Annotated in this window: 14 protein-coding genes; 6 read left to right on the top strand and 8 right to left on the bottom strand. The window is 72.2% G+C overall.

Annotated elements, in window-relative coordinates:
• Nucleotides 1-96: 96 nt before the first annotated feature.
• The 3 genes from ABZX67_RS19820 to ABZX67_RS19810 all read left to right on the top strand — a co-directional run bounded on the left by ABZX67_RS19820 (nucleotide 97) and on the right by ABZX67_RS19810 (nucleotide 1,937).
• On the top strand, nucleotides 97-687 hold the full coding sequence (locus ABZX67_RS19820; protein WP_355361858.1) for a 50S ribosomal protein L25/general stress protein Ctc: 591 nt from the start codon (nucleotides 97-99) through the stop codon (nucleotides 685-687).
• A 105-nt stretch (nucleotides 688-792) separates the two neighbouring features.
• On the top strand, nucleotides 793-1,389 hold the full coding sequence (gene pth / locus ABZX67_RS19815; RefSeq protein ID WP_355361856.1) for an aminoacyl-tRNA hydrolase: 597 nt from the start codon (nucleotides 793-795) through the stop codon (nucleotides 1,387-1,389).
• Nucleotides 1,390-1,454: 65 nt separating this feature from the next.
• On the top strand, nucleotides 1,455-1,937 hold the full coding sequence (locus ABZX67_RS19810; RefSeq protein WP_355361854.1) for a hypothetical protein: 483 nt from the start codon (nucleotides 1,455-1,457) through the stop codon (nucleotides 1,935-1,937).
• 60 nt (nucleotides 1,938-1,997) lie between these two features.
• On the opposite strand, the gene ppc is transcribed toward ABZX67_RS19810, so the two are convergent.
• Nucleotides 1,998-4,727, bottom strand: coding sequence for a phosphoenolpyruvate carboxylase (gene ppc / locus ABZX67_RS19805; protein WP_355361853.1), 2,730 nt, complete (start codon nucleotides 4,725-4,727; stop codon nucleotides 1,998-2,000).
• A 228-nt stretch (nucleotides 4,728-4,955) separates the two neighbouring features.
• Between ppc and ABZX67_RS19800 the strand changes: the two genes are divergently transcribed.
• Nucleotides 4,956-5,948, top strand: coding sequence for a fatty acid desaturase (locus ABZX67_RS19800; protein WP_355361852.1), 993 nt, complete (start codon nucleotides 4,956-4,958; stop codon nucleotides 5,946-5,948).
• Entirely contained in the window at nucleotides 5,945-6,622 is a 678-nt protein-coding gene (locus ABZX67_RS19795; RefSeq protein WP_355361850.1) for a TetR/AcrR family transcriptional regulator, read from the top strand. The genes ABZX67_RS19800 and ABZX67_RS19795 overlap by 4 nt, the downstream gene beginning before the upstream one ends.
• Before the next feature lie 105 nt (nucleotides 6,623-6,727).
• Here ABZX67_RS19795 and ABZX67_RS19790 read toward each other — a convergent pair whose 3' ends face one another.
• Nucleotides 6,728-7,555, bottom strand: a complete 828-nt coding sequence (locus tag ABZX67_RS19790; protein ID WP_355361848.1) for a trans-aconitate 2-methyltransferase — start codon at nucleotides 7,553-7,555, stop codon at nucleotides 6,728-6,730.
• A gap of 131 nt (nucleotides 7,556-7,686) precedes the next feature.
• Between ABZX67_RS19790 and tamR the strand changes: the two genes are divergently transcribed.
• Complete coding sequence (gene tamR / locus ABZX67_RS19785; RefSeq protein WP_355361846.1) at nucleotides 7,687-8,181, top strand: MarR family transcriptional regulator TamR; 495 nt, start codon at nucleotides 7,687-7,689, stop codon at nucleotides 8,179-8,181.
• Here the strand turns inward: tamR and ABZX67_RS19780 are convergent.
• The 6 genes from ABZX67_RS19780 to ABZX67_RS19755 form a co-directional block, all read right to left on the bottom strand.
• On the bottom strand, nucleotides 8,143-9,024 hold the full coding sequence (locus ABZX67_RS19780) for a response regulator transcription factor (protein WP_355361844.1): 882 nt from the start codon (nucleotides 9,022-9,024) through the stop codon (nucleotides 8,143-8,145). The two genes, tamR and ABZX67_RS19780, sit on opposite strands and share 39 nt — an antisense overlap.
• Nucleotides 9,025-9,257: 233 nt before the next feature.
• A complete protein-coding gene (galK, locus tag ABZX67_RS19775; RefSeq protein ID WP_355361842.1) occupies nucleotides 9,258-10,448 on the bottom strand; it encodes a galactokinase in 1,191 nt (396 codons plus the stop codon).
• A complete protein-coding gene (gene galE, locus ABZX67_RS19770) occupies nucleotides 10,445-11,416 on the bottom strand; it encodes a UDP-glucose 4-epimerase GalE (protein WP_355361840.1) in 972 nt (323 codons plus the stop codon). The genes galK and galE overlap by 4 nt, the downstream gene beginning before the upstream one ends.
• Nucleotides 11,413-12,456, bottom strand: a complete 1,044-nt coding sequence (galT, locus tag ABZX67_RS19765; RefSeq protein ID WP_355361838.1) for a galactose-1-phosphate uridylyltransferase — start codon at nucleotides 12,454-12,456, stop codon at nucleotides 11,413-11,415. Before galT ends, galE begins: the two co-directional genes overlap by 4 nt.
• Before the next feature lie 103 nt (nucleotides 12,457-12,559).
• Complete coding sequence (locus ABZX67_RS19760) at nucleotides 12,560-13,252, bottom strand: LuxR C-terminal-related transcriptional regulator (protein WP_355361836.1); 693 nt, start codon at nucleotides 13,250-13,252, stop codon at nucleotides 12,560-12,562.
• Nucleotides 13,253-13,503: 251 nt separating this feature from the next.
• Nucleotides 13,504-15,249 carry a PQQ-binding-like beta-propeller repeat protein gene (locus ABZX67_RS19755; RefSeq protein ID WP_355361834.1) on the bottom strand — a complete coding sequence of 582 codons (1,746 nt, stop codon included), beginning with the start codon at nucleotides 15,247-15,249 and terminating at the stop codon, nucleotides 13,504-13,506.
• Nucleotides 15,250-15,284 lie beyond the last annotated feature (35 nt).

Raw genomic sequence — 15,284 nt, 5'->3', positions numbered from 1 at the left:
CGGTCCGTTATCGACGCGCTCTTCGTAGCAGGCCAAGTCCAGTCGTGGCCGGGTGACCACGACCGTTGATCCGTCTGACACTTACGAGGAGTGCACATGTCCGAGGTAAAGCTCGCCGCGCAGACCCGCACCGAGTTCGGCAAGGGTGCGGCCCGCCGCATCCGCCGCGCCAACCAGGTTCCGGGTGTTCTCTACGGCCACGGCTCCGACCCGATCCACCTGACGCTGCCGGGCCACGAGCTGCTGCTCGCGCTGCGTACGTCGAACGTCCTGATCTCGCTGGACATCGACGGCAAGACCACCGAGCTGGCGATCCCGAAGGACGTGCAGCGTGACCCGCTGAAGGGCTTCCTGGAGCACGTCGACCTCCAGCTGGTCCAGCGCGGCGAGCAGGTCACCGTCGAGATCCCGGTCGTCGCCGAGGGCGAGCTGGCCCCGGGCGGCAACCTGCTGGAGCACGTGCTCAACGCGCTTCCGGTCGAGGCCGAGGCCACCCACATCCCCGAGTCGCTGACGGTCTCCGTCGAGGGCCTGGAGGCCGGTGCCTCCGTCCTGGCGAAGGACATCCCGCTGCCGAAGGGCACCACGCTGGCCGTCGAGGGCGACACCGTCGTCCTGCAGGTCCTGGCCGCGCAGGCCGAGGAGCCGTCCGCCGAGGGTGAGGGCGACGAGGCCGCCGAGGCCTGAGCCCTTCCGGGTTCCCTGTGACGGGGTGGCGGGCTGCGGCCCGCCGCCCCGTTCCCTTTTTCCGGTACGTGTTTTTCCGGTACGTGTACGAGGAGACGTGACGACATGACGACGGACGCCGGCGCCCCCTGGCTCATCGTGGGTCTGGGCAATCCGGGGCCTGAGTACGCCGGCAATCGGCACAACGTCGGGTTCATGGTGGCCGATCTCCTCGCGGAGCGGATCGGTGGGAAGTTCAAGCGTGCGCAGAAGGCGCAGGCGCAGGTGGTGGAGGGCCGGATGGGGCCCGTGGGGCCGGCGAACCGGCGGGTGGTCCTGGCGAAGCCGATGTCGTACATGAACCTGTCGGGTGGTCCGGTCACGGCGCTGCGGGACTTCTACAAGGTGCCGACGGCGCACGTCGTGGCCATCCACGACGAGCTGGACATCGACTACGGCGTGCTGCGGCTGAAGCTGGGGGGCGGGGACAACGGGCACAACGGTCTGAAGTCGATGACGAAGGCGATGGGGCCGGAGTACCACCGGCTGCGGTTCGGTATCGGGCGTCCGCCGGGGCGGATGCAGGTGGCCGACTTCGTGTTGAAGGACTTCTCGTCGGCGGAGCGCAAGGAGCTGGACTACTTCGTGGACCGGGCGGCGGACGCGGTGGAGTGCCTGGTGACGGAGGGGTTGGAGCGGGCGCAGTCCGCGTACAACTCGTGACCGCGTCGTGACCGGGCTCGACCGAGATTGACCGGGTGCGGTCGTATCGCCGAGGATCGCGCCCCATGAGCAAGCCCTCCCGCAAGAAGCGGACCTCGTCGTTCCTCCCGTACGCCCGCGCCGCCGCCATGGCTCTGGTCGCCCTGCTGCTGGTGGTGGCGGGCGTGTGGGCGTCGTGGGGGACGGCGCAGCACGTGCTGCTGTCCAAGGGCCGGGAGCACGGCGTGCTGACGGTGACGGGCTGTTCGGCGGATGTCTGCACGGGCCGGTACGACCCGGAGGGCCCGGCCGGGGTGCGTACCGACATGTCGATACCGAGTTCGGTGGCGGTGCGGAAGGGCGGCGTCTATCCGGTGGTGGTGAAGCCGGACACGACGCAGCTGGTCCGCACGGGCTGGGCGGGTGGCCTGCACGCGTGGCTGCCGCTGGGCGGGGCGCTGCTGCTGGCGGCGCTGGTGGTCGGCGGCGGGCTGCGGCTGCCGCGCCTCGCGTGGGGGGCGGCGCTGGCGGGCGGGGCGCTGCTGGTGGGGACGTTCTTCGCGATCTGACGCGAACGCCCCCTTCCTCGTACACGCTGGTACGGGGAAGGGGGCGTTCGCGTCCGTGCGTCAGCCGGTGTTGCGCAGTCCGGCCGCCACGCCGTTGACGGTGAGCAGCAGCGCCCGCGCGAGCAGCGGGTCGGGCTCCTCGCCGCGTTCGGCGGCGGTGCGCTGGCGGGCCAGCAGGGCGACCTGGAGGTAGGAGATCGGGTCCAGGTAGGCGTCGCGGATGGCGAAGGTCTGCTGGAGGACCGGGTTGGAGTCGAGGAGCTTCTCGCCGCCGGTGACGCGCAGGACCTCGGCGACGGTGAGCTCGTGCTCGGCCCGGATGGTGTCGAAGACGTGCCGGAGGTTCTCGGGCACGAGGGTGTCGACGTAGTGGCGGGCGATCCGCAGGTCGGTCTTGGCGAGGGTCATCTCGACGTTGGAGATGAAGTTGCGGAAGAAGTGCCACTGCTCGTACATCTCGGCGAGTACGGCGTCGAGGCCCGCCTCGCGCAGGGCCTTGAGGCCGGAGCCGACGCCGTACCAGCCGGGGACGATCTGCCGGGACTGGGTCCAGCCGAAGACCCACGGGATGGCGCGCAGGCCGTCGAGGCCGGCGCCGGAGTCGGGGCGGCGGGAGGGCCGGGAACCGAGGTGGAGGTCGGCGAGCTGGTCGACGGGCGTGGAGGCGAAGAAGTACGCCGGGAGGTCCGGGTCCTCGACGAGCCTGCGGTAGGCGGTGTGGGCGGCCTCGGAGGCGGTGTCCATGGCCGCGTCCCAGCGGGCGAGGGCCTCGTCGGACTGGCGGGGCGCGGTGTGCAGGGCGGACGCCTGGAGGGTGGCCGCGACCGTGAGCTCCAGGTTCTCCCGGGCGAGGGAGGGGATGAGGTACTTGTCGGAGATGACCTCGCCCTGTTCCGTCACCTTGATCTCGCCCTCGAGGGTGCCCCAGGGCTGGGCGAGGATGGCCTCGTGGGTGGGGCCGCCGCCGCGGCCGACGGTGCCGCCGCGGCCGTGGAAGAGGCGGAGCCGTACGCCGTAGCGGTGGGCGACGTCGCGCAGGCGGCGCTGGGCGCGGTGGATCTCCCACTGGGAGGTGGTGATGCCGCCGAACTTGGAGGAGTCGGAGTAGCCGAGCATGACCTCCTGGACGTCGCCGCGCAGGGAGACGAGGCGCCGGTAGGAGGGGTCGGCGAGCATGTCGTTGAGGATGACGTCGGCGGCCTTGAGCTCGTCGGTGGTCTCCAGGAGCGGCACGATGCCGATCTTGGCCCAGCCGGCGTGCAGGTCGATGAGTCCGGCCTCGCGGGCGAGGACGGCGGCGGCGAAGACGTCGTCGGCGCCCTGGCACATGGAGATGATGTAGGACTCGACGACCTCGGGGCCGAACCGCTCGAAGGCGTCCTTGATGGTGAGGAAGACGCCGAGGGTCTTGGTGCCGGCCGCGTCGAGCGGGGCGGGCTGGGGCGCGAGGGGCCGGCGGGAGCGGAGCTCCTTGGCGAGGAGCTTCTGCCGGTAGTCGCGCGGCATGTCGGCGTACCGCCAGGACTCCTCGCCGAGGCGGTCGAAGAGCTGGCCGAGGGCGTGGTGGTGGGCGTCGGCGTGCTCGCGTACGTCCATGGTGGCGAGCTGGAGGCCGAAGGCGGCGAGGGTGCGGATGGTGCGGTCGAGGCGGCCGTCGGCGAAGAGGCCGCCGCGGTGCTCGCGCAGGGAGGTCTGGACCAGGGTGAGGTCGCTCAGCAGCTCGGCGGTGCCGAGGTAGTCGCGGCCCTCCTGGTGCGGGGTGCCCTTGGCGAGGCGCTCGCGGGTGTTGAGGAGCTTCTGGCGGATGCAGGTGGCCTTGAGCCGGTAGGGCTCCTCGGCGTTGAGGCGCTTGTAGCGGGGGCTGATCTCGGGGAGGCTCTCCAGGTCGTGCTGGAGGGAGTCGAGGAGCTCCTGGGTGGCGCCGGCGTACCGGATGGAGTTGGAGAGCTGGGCGCGCAGCTGGTCGATCAGCTCGATGGCGTCGGTGATGCCGTGCTCGTGCTGGAGGATCAGCACCTCGCGGGTCACGGTGGGCGTGACGTTGGGGTTGCCGTCGCGGTCGCCGCCGATCCAGGTGCCGAAGGTGAGGGGGCGGGTGCCGGGCGGCAGCTCGACGCCGACGCGCTCGAGCTCGGCGGCGAGGTCTTCGAGGACGTCGCCGACGGCGTTCGCGTGCAGCTCGTCGAGGTAGTAGATGGCGTTGCGGGCCTCGTCGGCGGGCTCGGGCCGTACGACGCGGAGCTCGTCGGTCTGCCAGATCAGGTCGATGGACTCGGCCAGGCGCAGGTCGTGGCGGCGCCGGTCGGAGGCGATGACCGGGGTTTCGAGGAGCTCGGCGATGCGGCGGAGCTTGTTCAGCACGGAGCGGCGCGCGGCCTCGGTGGGGTGCGCGGTGAAGACGGGCCGGACGTTGAGGTTCCGGACGGTCTCGCGTACGTGCTCGGGGTCGCCGTCCTTGAGCATGTCGGCGGTGCGGGCGAGGAGGCCGCCCTCGGCGGCGCGCTTCTCGCGCATCTCCTTGCCGCGGTGCACCTGCTCGGTGACGTTGGCGAGGTGGAAGTAGGTGGAGAAGGCGCGGACCAGCTTGGCGGCGGTCTGGAGGTCGGTGTCACCGAGCAGCGTGGCGGCGGCCTCACCGTCCTCGCGGGTCAGGCGGCGGACCTTCTCCACGAGCTCGAGGAGCTCGGGGCCTTCCTGCCGCACGAGCGTCTCGCCGAGGAGGTCGCCCAGTCGGCGGATGTCGGAACGCAGCTCGGCGTTGGCGGTGGTGGTCTGGTCTGCACTGCTCACAGGTGCGGCTCCTTGCAGTGTTCGAGCACGTCTGGAGGGGTACTGAAAGCTGGCGGACCACGCTGTCCGACGACACCCAGGATAGGTGTCGCCGGGCGTGGCGCCGTTCACCGCCCCCTTGCCGCGCGCCCGCACGCTGACATACTTACGACGCCGTAGGTTACGGGGCCGTAGGAACGGGTACCCGAGGCCCGGTTTCCTTCGTATCCCTCACCCCCAGGGGACCCTATGACCACAACCCCCGACATGCTTCACACCGCGGACCCGGCCGCTGACGCTGCCGCTTCCCCGGATACGCCCTCCGCCACGCTGGGCGGGGACAGTAAGCGTTCGATCGAGCAGATCGCGCTGCTGCTCTTCATCACGGTTCCGTTCCTGGCCCTGCTCGCGGCGGTGCCGCTGGCGTGGGGCTGGGGCGTGAGCTGGCTGGACCTCGGCCTGCTGGTGGCGATGTACTTCATCGGCTGCCACGGCATCACGATCGGTTTCCACCGGTACTTCACGCACGGTTCGTTCAAGGCGAAGCGGCCTCTGCGGATCGCGCTGGCGGTCATGGGATCGCTGGCGGTGGAGGGCCCGCTGGTGCGCTGGGTGGCGGACCACCGCAAGCACCACAAGTTCTCGGACGCGGAGGGCGACCCGCATTCGCCGTGGCGGTTCGGTGAGACGGTGCCGGCGCTGATGAAGGGCCTGTGGTGGGCGCACATCGGATGGATGTTCGATGAGGAGCGCACCCCGCAGGCGAAGTACGCGCCCGATCTGATCAAGGACCCGGCGATCCGGGCGATCTCGCGGGGCTTCATCGGATGGACGGTGCTCTCGCTGGCGATCCCGCCGCTGGTCGGCGGTCTGGTGACGATGTCGTGGTGGGGCGCGTTCACGGCGTTCTTCTGGGGCTCGCTGGTGCGGGTCGCGCTGCTGCACCACGTGACGTGGTCGATCAACTCGATCTGCCACGCGGTCGGCAAGCGCCCGTTCAAGTCGCGGGACCGCTCCGGGAACGTCTGGTGGCTCGCGGTGCTGTCGTGCGGTGAGTCGTGGCACAACCTGCACCACGCCGACCCGACGTCCGCGCGTCACGGCGTGATGCGGGGGCAGATCGACTCCAGCGCCCGGCTGATCCGCTGGTTCGAGAAGCTGGGCTGGGCGTACGACGTGCGCTGGCCGAGCGCCTCGCGGATCGAAGCCCGCCGCCAGGACCGGGCCGCGAACGCGGCATGATGGACGGTGTGGCGATCGACGGCAGCAGCACCAGCAATAGTGACAAACCCAGGCGGGGCCGCCGGGTCCGGATGACGGGAGCCGAGCGCCGCCAGCAGCTGCTCGACATCGGCCGCACCCTCTTCGCAGAGCGGGGCTTCGAGGGCACGTCCGTGGAGGAGATCGCGGCGAAGGCCGGGGTGTCCAAGCCGGTGGTGTACGAGCACTTCGGCGGCAAGGAAGGTCTGTACGCGGTCGTCGTGGACCGCGAGATGCGCCAGCTGCTCGACATGGTGACCGGCGCCCTGACCGCGGGCCACCCGCGCGAGCTCCTCGAACAGGCGGCGTTCGCGCTGCTGGACTACATCGAGGCGTACACGGACGGCTTCCGGATCCTGGTCCGCGACTCCCCGGTGGCGCAGTCCACGGGTACGTTCGCCTCGCTGATCTCGGACATCGCCACGCAGGTGGAGGACATCCTGGGCCTGGAGTTCAAGGCCCGGGGCTTCGACCCGAAGCTGGCGCCGCTGTACGCGCAGGCGCTGGTGGGGATGGTGGCCCTGACGGGCCAGTGGTGGCTGGACGCCCGCAAGCCGAAGAAGGCGGAGGTCGCCGCGCACCTGGTGAACCTGGCCTGGCACGGCCTGGACGGGCTGGAGCCGAAGCCGCGGCTGATAGGTCACCGCAAGAGCTGAGCACAAGAGCCGATCACCGCCGCAGAGCCGGTCGCCCACGGACGGGCGCAGGGGCGCCGCGCACGACGCGCGGCGCCCCTCCGCTTTCCGGGTTTCCCGGATCGCTCACTCCGGCTTGTGCGCGACGGCGAAGATCCGGCGGAACGGGAAGACCGTGCCGTGCGGCCCCGGCGGGTAGGCCTTGCGCAGCAGGTCGCGGTACTGGCCGAGGAAGTCGGCGACGGCCTCGTCGTCGCCCTCCAGGGCGGTGAGGACGGGGCGCAGGGCGGTGCCCTTCACCCAGTCGAGGACGGGGTCCTCGCCTTGGAGGAGCTGGGAGTAGACGGTCTCCCAGACCTCGGTGGCGCAGCCCAGGTCGGTGAGGCGGGCCAGGTAGTCGGCGGAGGTGAGGATGTGGACGAAGCGGCGGCCGTGGTCCCCGACGCGGTCGCGCCACTGCGGCGACTCGCACAGTTCGCCGAGGAGCGCGTGGCTGGGCGAGGTGAAGTTGCCCGGGACCTGGAAGGCGAGCGTGCCGCCCGGGGTGAGGCCGTCGATCCACAGGGGCAGGGACTCGGGATGGTTGGGCACCCACTGGAGGGCCGCGTTGGAGACGATCAGGTCGTACGGTTCGTCGGGCGTCCAGTGCGCGGCGTCGGCCGGGCGGAAGTCGAGCCAGCCGCCGCCCGGGGTGGTGCCGGCGTAACGCTGCTTGGCCTGCTCCAGCATCTCGGGAGAGAGGTCGAAGCCGGTGATATGCGCGTCGGGCCAGCGGTCGGCGAGGAGCGCGGTGACGTTGCCGGGGCCACACCCGATGTCGGCGATTCGGGCGGGCCTCCCCTGCGCGGTCGCGGGCAGCTCGGGTATGCGGTTGAGGAGGTCGATGAACGGGCGGGTGCGGTGACTGGAGTGGCGCAGATACTGCTGCGGATCCCAGATTGGTGCGGAATGCATGGAAGAGCCCCCTTGCTGGAACGGAGTACCGAAGCGGAACAGAGTCCCGGCCCCGTCATGCCCAATGGTCCAGGCGAGTATTTCTTGACGTCAAGAGACTTCACATCGACAGAGCGCCTACACTGATCGCCATGGAGGACGAGGTCGACCGACTGGTCGCAGCATGGCGCCGCGAGCGCCCCGACCTCGACGTGGAACCGCTCGAGGTGCTCAGCCGCGTGTCCCGGCTGGCCCGGCACCTCGACCGCGCTCGTCGGCTGGCGTTCTCCGAGCACGAGCTGGAGCCCTGGGAGTTCGACGTCCTGACGTCACTGCGCCGCGCGGGCGCCCCCTACCAGCTCTCCCCCGGCCAGCTGCTCACGCAGACGCTCGTCACCTCCGGCACCATGACCAACCGCATCGACCGGCTCGCCAAGAAGGGCCTCGTCGAGCGGCTCCCCGACCCCAGCGACCGCCGCGGCGTCCTCGTGCGCCTCACCCCCGAGGGGCGCGACCGGGCCGACCAGGCGCTCGCCGGGCTGCTCGACCAGGAGCGGGCGATCCTCGTGGAGCTCTCCCGCGCCCAGCGGGCCGAGCTCGCCGCGCTGCTACGCCAGCTGACCGCCCCGTTCGACAACATCCCCTAAGCCCGGGCCCAGGTCGGCCGGACCGAGGTCGGCCGGCCCCACCCCGGCCCGGCGCGCCAGTGCGACGGCCGCCAGCGTGGAGTGCACGCCCAGCTTGCCCAGCACGTTCTGCATGTGCGTGCGCACGGTGTGCGGGGAGAGGAAGAGCCGCTCGGCGACCGCCTTGCGGCCGAGCCCCGCGACCATGCAGCGCAGCACCTCCCGCTCGCGCGGGGTGAGGGACTCCACCAGCCGCTCGCTCTCCGTGCGGTGCTTGCGGGCGGCCGTCAGCTCCCGCAGCACCCCGGTGAGCAGGGCCGGCGGCAGGTGGGTCTCGTCGCGCAGGACGCCGCGGATCACCGCCAGCAGCCGCTGGAGCGAGCAGTCCTTGGCGACCCAGCCGGAGGCCCCGGCCTGGAGGGCGAGCGCGGCCCGGCGCGGGTCGTCCTTCTCGGCGAGTACGACGGTCCGCACGGTGGGCTGACCGGCGCGGACGCTCGCGACGAGCGAGATGCCGTCGACCAGTTCCCCGCCGTGGTCCGGGACCGCGCGCGGCGGGACGGCGGAATGCGGGACGGCCGGAAGCGGGGCCGTCGGAGGCGGGGCGGTCCGGGGCGCGGGCACCGTCACCGCGGGGCTCACCGCCGGGCTCGCGGCGGGCGGGCCGCCCGCGCCGAGGTCGGCGTCGATCAGCAGGACGTCGAACCTGCGGCCCTCGGAGGCCGCCCGCTCCAGGCAGCGCAGCGCGGCGGGGCCGCTGCCGGCCGCCGCGACGTCCACGTCGGGCTCGGCGGCGAGGGCCGCGGCGAGCGACTCGGCGAAGATGCGGTGGTCGTCCACCACCAGAACCCGGATACGGACCACTGACACCCCCAAGTGTCGCCGCTGTGTCGAGGAAGACGGAGCAGCCGCGGGTACGGCGCCCGGAGAGGAGGTCTCGTGGTCGCCGCACGGCCGCCGCCGCGCAGTGACTGTTACCCCGCCCCGGGCGTCGTACCCGACTGTCTCGCCCCTGATCAGCGCCGGCCCCCACCGGCACCGTGCATCAGAGTACGGCCGGCGGCCGGGAGGGGAAGGCGGTTTGCGGAACTGACCGGTTACGCGAGGCGGCGCGCTCCCGCCGACGGGACCGCCGGGAAGACGCGCGGCGCCGTGAACCCGGCGGCGGCGAAGGCCGCTTCGACCGCCTTCGTCACCGTTTCCGCGCCGTCCGCCTCGGTCAGCACGATCGCCGAACCGCCGAAGCCGCCGCCCGTCATCCGCGCGCCCAGCGCGCCCGCCTCGGTCGCCGCGGCCACCACCAGGTCCAACTCGGGGCAGGAAACCCGCAGATCATCGCGGAGGGACGCGTGCCCCTCGGTGAGCACCGGCCCCACCGCCCGTACGTCGCCGGCGTCGAGCAGCGCGATCGTCCGCCGCACCCGGTCGTTGTCGGAGACGACGTGGCGGACGTACGAGCGAATCGTCCTGTCGGGCAACCGCCGCAGGGCATCGGGCAGTTGCATGTGGTCGATTTCGCGCAGCGTGCGCACGCCGAGCGCCCGCGCGCCCGCCTCGCACCCGGCGCGCCGCTCGGCGTACGCGCCGTCGCCGAGCGCGTGCTTCACCCGCGTGTCGACGACCAGGAGCCGGAGCCCCCGCGCGGCGAGGTCGAACGGCACCTGGCGGTGCGACAGGTCGCGGGTGTCGAGGTACAGGGCGTGCCCCTCGGTGCAGCACGCCGACGCCATCTGGTCCATCACGCCGCACGGCACGCCCACGAAGGCGTTCTCGGCGCGCTGCGCGAGCACGGCCAACGCCTCGCGATCCAGCCCGAGTTCGTACAGCTCGCTCAGCGCGAGGGCGGTGACGACCTCCAGAGCGGCCGACGACGACAGGCCGGCGCCGGTCGGGACGGTGGAGGCGAGGTGGATGTCGGCGCCGGCGACGGGGTGGCCGGCGTCGCGCAGCGCCCACACGACCCCGGCGGGGTACGCCGCCCAGCCGGTGTCCGCGCGGGGGACCAGATCGTCGGGCGCGAGCTCCACGACGCCCTGGCCGACGTCGGCGGAGTGGACGCGCAGCCGCCCGTCGGAGCGGCGCGCCACCGCGGCGACGGCGGTGTGCGGGAGGGCCAGCGGCATCACGAAGCCGTCGTTGAAGTCGGTGTACTCGCCGATCAGGTTGACCCGGCCGGGCGCGGCCCACACGCCCTCGGGCGCGTACCCGTACAGCCGCCGGAAGTCCCGCGCGATGTCGGTCCGCGCGATGTCCGACCGCGCGATCTCCGCCTGTCCGATGTCCGTCATTCCTCGTCCCCCGCTTCCCGCTTCTGCGCGAACTCCCACGCGTCCGCCACGATGTCCGCCAGGCCGGGGCGGGACGGCAGCCAGCCGAGCCGCTCGCGGGCGGCCTCGGCCGAGGCGACCAGGACCGCCGGGTCGCCGGCGCGGCGCGGGGCGACGACCTCCGGCACCGGGTGGCCGGTCACCTTCCGTACGGTCTCGATGACCTCGCGGACGGAGAAGCCGTTGCCGTTGCCGAGGTTGCAGATCAGGTGCTCGCCGGGCTCGACCGCGCCGAGGGCCAGCAGGTGCGCCTCTGCGAGGTCGGCGACGTGGATGTAGTCGCGTACGCAGGTGCCGTCGGGGGTCGGGTAGTCGTCGCCGTAGACGGAGATCGACGCCCGCTTGCCGAGGGCGACCTGGAGGACGAGGGGGATGAGGTGCGACTCGGGATCGTGGCGCTCGCCGCACTCCCCGTAGGCGCCCGCGACGTTGAAGTACCGCAGCGAGGCGGCGGCGAGGCCGTGGGCGGCGGCCTCGCCGGTGAGCATGTGGTCGACGGCGAGTTTGGAGGCGCCGTACGGGCTGGTGGGCGCGGTCGGGTCGGTCTCGGTGAGGGGCGTGGAGACCGGTTCGCCGTAGGTGGCGGCCGTGGAGGAGAAGACGAGCCGGCGCACGCCCGCGTCGCGCATGGCGGCGAGCAGCGCCATGGTGCCCCCGACGTTGTTGACCCAGTACTTCTCGGGGTCGGTGACCGACTCGCCGACCTGCGAGAAGGCGGCGAAGTGGAGCACGCCGTCGTACGAGGCGTCGAGGTGGCGGGCGGCGTCCTGGACGCGGCCCTCGATGAAGCGGGCCCCGGCCGGGACGCCTTCGCGGAAACCGGTCGACAGGTCGTCCAGGACGGTCACCTCGTGTCCGGCCTCCAGCAGGTGTGCGGCGACCACACCGCCGACGTAGCCGGCTCCGCCGGTCACCAGGTACTTGCTCACTTGCTCGCCACCTCTCGCAGTCGCCGGGCCGCGGCCTCCGGCGGTACGTCGTTGATGAACACACTCATGCCCGACTCCGAGCCCGCCAGGAACTTCAGCTTGCCGGCGGTGCGCCGGATGGTGAAAAGCTCCAGATGCAGGGCGAAGTCGCCGCGCCGGGGGTCGCGCAGCGGCGCCTGGTGCCAGGCGGCGATGTACGGCGTCGGGGGCTCGCCCGGCCCGAAGATCCGGTCGAAGCGGCGCAGGAGCTCCAGGTAGACGCCGGGGAACTCGGCGCGCGCCGCGTCGCCCAGGGCGCGCAGGTCGGGCACGCGCCGCGTGGGGTGGAGGTGCACCTCGTACGGCCAGTGCGCGGCGTACGGCACGAAGGCGAGCCACTCGTCGGTCTCCAGGACCACCCGTTCGGCGTCGGCGCGCTCGCGGGCGAGGAGGTCGTCGAAGAGGTTGCGGCCGGTGGCGGCGCGGTGGGCGTCGAGGGAGCGGAGCATCGCCGCGGTGCGGGGGGTGGTGAAGGGGTACGCGTAGATCTGGCCGTGCGGATGGCCGAGGGTGACGCCGATCTCGGCGCCCCGGTTCTCGAAGCAGAAGACCTGCTCCACCTGGTCCAGTTCGGCGAGCTCGGCGGTGCGGTCGGTCCACGCCTCCAGGACGAGGGCGGCCTGCTCCTCGGTGAGGTCGGCGAAGGAGGCGTCGTGGTCGGGGGTGAAGCAGACGACCTCGCAGCGCCCGGAGTCGCCGGCGAGGGAGGGGAAGCGGTTCTCGAAGACGACGACGTCGTAGTCGGAGTCGGGAATCTCGCTGTGCCGGCCGTCCCGGGAGGGGCACAGGGGGCACTCGTCCGCGGGCGGGTGGTAGGTGCGGCCCTGGCGGTGCGAGGCGATGGCGACGGAGTCGCCGAGGAGGGGGTCGTGCCGGATCTCGGAGGTGGTGGAGATGGGGTCGAGGGGGCGGGGGTCGACGGCGTCGCGCACGGCGTCGTCCCGCCGGTCGTAGTAGACCAGCTCACGCCCGTCGGCCAGCCGGGTCGACGTCTTCTTCACTGCGGGCTCCTGCCGTGTGCCGTTCCAACACAACCACACACAAGGAACCACAACCGAACATCGCAGTCAATGCCGAAGCGCGCCCGGGCGGCGAGCGGGGTGTTCAGTCGGTGGGCTGGTGCGAGGCGTGGCGCAGGGCGGCGCGGTCCAGGAGGCCCGTACGGGCGGCGAGGGCGGCGGCCTCCAGGCGGGAGCCGACACCGAGCTTCATCAGCACGCGCTGCACGTGCGTCCGCGCGGTGCTCGGCGCGATGTGCATGCCCGCGGCGATCAGCCGTGTGTCCTCGCCCTCCGCGACCCGGACGAGGACCTCGACCTCACGCGGGGTGAGCATGCGCAGCAGCCGCTGGCCCTCGTCGTCGGGCTGGGCCGCCGGGTTCAGCAGTTCGGTGAAGGCGCTCTGGAGCAGCTGCGGCGCGACCGCCACCTCGCCCGCCCGGGCCTTGAGCATCGCCCGCTCGACGCCTTCGATGCGCTCGTCATGACGTACGTAGCCGGACGCGCCCGCGGCGAACGCCGCCGCGATCCCGCGCGGGCTCGGCACCGGGCCGAGGATGACCACCGCCACCTGCGGGCGGTCCTGCTTGATGCGGACGACCGGGTCGAAGGCGCCCGGTTCCGCCGGGGCGGCCGTGCCCAGCAGGCAGACCTCCGGCGCGCGGCTCACCACCAGTTCGGCCGCGCCCGCGGCGGGGGCGGCTGCCGCGAGCACCCGGTGCCCGCGCAGTTTCAGCGCCGAGGCGAGCGCCTCGGCGAGCAGGCGGTGGTCGTCGACCACCATGAGCCGCACGCCCATCGAGCAATCCCCCATCCCCGCCGGTCCCGGCTCCCCGCCGGCTCCGGCCCCCCGCCGTCCCCGGCACTGTTGACCCGGCAAGCTACACGCTTGTTCGACGTCGCGCGCCCCCTCCTTGTCAGAAGCCCCCCGGAATGTCGAATTCTTCGCTGATAAGGGCTACTTGAGCCCCTTTATGGTGACGGCCCGGCACCTCGGTCTTCCGAGGTGCCGGGCCGGGCGACGGACCCGCCGCGAGGGGCGGGCGGGCGTCAGTGCGTGGTGTACGCCAGCACGAAGTACTGCGTGTCGTCGGTCGACGAGCCGCTCGGCTCGGAGATCATCCGCTCCGAGATGAACAGCCGTCCGGCGGCGTAGCGGATCTCCGCGTGGTCGAGCGAGAAGCTCCCCTCGGCGTCGCGCACGGACTTGTCGGCCGGGTTCTCCATCAGCACGGTCTGCTTGAAGGTGGCCCCGTCGATGCTGACGATCTGGCCGCCCTTGTCGTAGGGCGGCTCCTTGTACGCGATGATGTTGCCGCCGTCCATGCGCAGCGGGAACATCGAGTACCGCTCGCCGGCCTCGGCCTTGTCGCTGGTGGGCTTGCCGGTGGTCAGGTCGAAGGAGACGATCTCGTTGGTCTGGCCGTACGCCTCGCCGGTGCCTTCGTGCTCCTCGGTGGGCAGGTAGACGCGGCCGTTGCCGACGACGACCTTGCTGCACGCCTCGACCATCGTGGAGTCGCAGTCGCCGGCGAACCGTTCGGCGTCCACCGCGATCTTGACCTTCAGCTTGCCGGTCTTCTCGTCGATGGAGAAGAGGTCGGAGATGGAGGAACCGTCACCGGCGGTGTCGCCGACGTCGGCCGCGACGACCAGCGGCTTCGTGGAGATGATGCCCACGTACTCCACCCCGGCCGGCATCTTGAACTGCGAGAGCGGCCGGCCGCTCGCCGGGTCGAGGTTCTGGATCATCACGTACTGCTGGTTGTGCGGGCCGCACTTGCGCGCCGCGACGAGCGCCTGGCCGCCGCCGTACCCCATGTCGAAGCACTGGTCGGTGTTGGCCTGGGGCTTCCAGAGCTCCTTGCCGGTGGCCAGGTTCCAGGCCGCGCCGCCGTCGGTGCCGCCCGCGGCGACCGTGCCGGCGCCGACGGTGACCTCGGTGAACCGGATCTTGGCGTCGCCGTTCGCGCCGGCCACGGACTTGCTCCACAGCAGCTTGCCCGTGGTCAGGTCGACGACGCCGATCTCGGTGCACGGCTGGTAGTACTTCGGGGCGACGCGCTTGGTGGCCTCGAAGCCGATCGCCGCCTTGTTGTCCTGGACGTGACGGGACGCCGCACAGACCTGGCCCGGCAGGGCGAGGGTCCACAGCGGGGCGCCCTTGTCCAGGTCGTACCCGACGACCGAGTTGACGCCCGACTTCACGTACGCCTTGTCGGTGGTCCAGGAGCCGACCACGGTCGTCAGGTCCGCGACCTTGGGGTGCGGCATCTGGAAGGCCACCTTGGAGCGGGTGTTGGCCGGCGCCTTCTCCGTGCCGGGCCCGTCGGGCGCCTTGCCGCCGCCGTCACCGCCGTCCTGTCCGGCGGTGGCGCCGGAGGCGGCGCCCTTCGCCTCGTCGCCCTTGCCTCTGCCGCCGCCGTCGCCGCTGCTGGTCGCGTACCAGATTCCGCCCGCGATGATCAGGACCACGGCGACCGCCGCGGCGATGATGATCTGCATCTGGGTGGACAGCTTCTTGCCGCCCTGCGGGGGCAGCGGGGGCTGCTGGTGCAGGGGGGCGGTCGGGTAGCCGTAGCCGTACGGCTGCTGGCCGGGGGCCTGACCGGGCGGCTGGCCGGGCGCCTGGGGGTAGCCGTAGCCGGGGGGCTGGCCCGGGGCCTGGGGGTAGCCGTAACCCGGGTTCGGCGGCGGCGGGGTGGGGGCGCCGAAACCGCCCTGGGGCGGAGTGCCCGGCGGGGGCCCCGGCGGCTGGTTGGGCGGCTGGCTCGGGGGCGGGGGTGGCTGCGTCATGGTGTGGGTCCCTCTGGGGTCCGGTGCGGGCCCTG

Origin of the sequence: Streptomyces sp. NPDC003036 (assembly GCF_040611175.1) — a bacterium.
GTDB lineage: Bacteria > Actinomycetota > Actinomycetes > Streptomycetales > Streptomycetaceae > Streptomyces.
The sequence above is the reverse complement of the archived record's forward strand: the minus strand, read 5'-3'. Positions and strand labels throughout refer to the sequence as shown.

Bases quoted from the DNA above. Each gene is read 5' to 3' on its own strand.
- ABZX67_RS19790 (WP_355361848.1), bottom strand. From the start codon at position 7,555: ATGCATTCCGCACCAATCTGGGATCCGCAGCAGTATCTGCGCCACTCC.
- ABZX67_RS19755 (WP_355361834.1), bottom strand. From the start codon at position 15,249: ATGACGCAGCCACCCCCGCCCCCGAGCCAGCCGCCCAACCAGCCGCCG.
- ABZX67_RS19795 (WP_355361850.1), top strand. From the start codon at position 5,945: ATGATGGACGGTGTGGCGATCGACGGCAGCAGCACCAGCAATAGTGAC.
- pth (WP_355361856.1), top strand. From the start codon at position 793: ATGACGACGGACGCCGGCGCCCCCTGGCTCATCGTGGGTCTGGGCAAT.
- tamR (WP_355361846.1), top strand. From the start codon at position 7,687: ATGGAGGACGAGGTCGACCGACTGGTCGCAGCATGGCGCCGCGAGCGC.
- ABZX67_RS19820 (WP_355361858.1), top strand. From the start codon at position 97: ATGTCCGAGGTAAAGCTCGCCGCGCAGACCCGCACCGAGTTCGGCAAG.
- ABZX67_RS19810 (WP_355361854.1), top strand. From the start codon at position 1,455: ATGAGCAAGCCCTCCCGCAAGAAGCGGACCTCGTCGTTCCTCCCGTAC.
- galK (WP_355361842.1), bottom strand. From the start codon at position 10,448: ATGACGGACATCGGACAGGCGGAGATCGCGCGGTCGGACATCGCGCGG.
- ABZX67_RS19800 (WP_355361852.1), top strand. From the start codon at position 4,956: ATGACCACAACCCCCGACATGCTTCACACCGCGGACCCGGCCGCTGAC.
- ABZX67_RS19760 (WP_355361836.1), bottom strand. From the start codon at position 13,252: ATGGGCGTGCGGCTCATGGTGGTCGACGACCACCGCCTGCTCGCCGAG.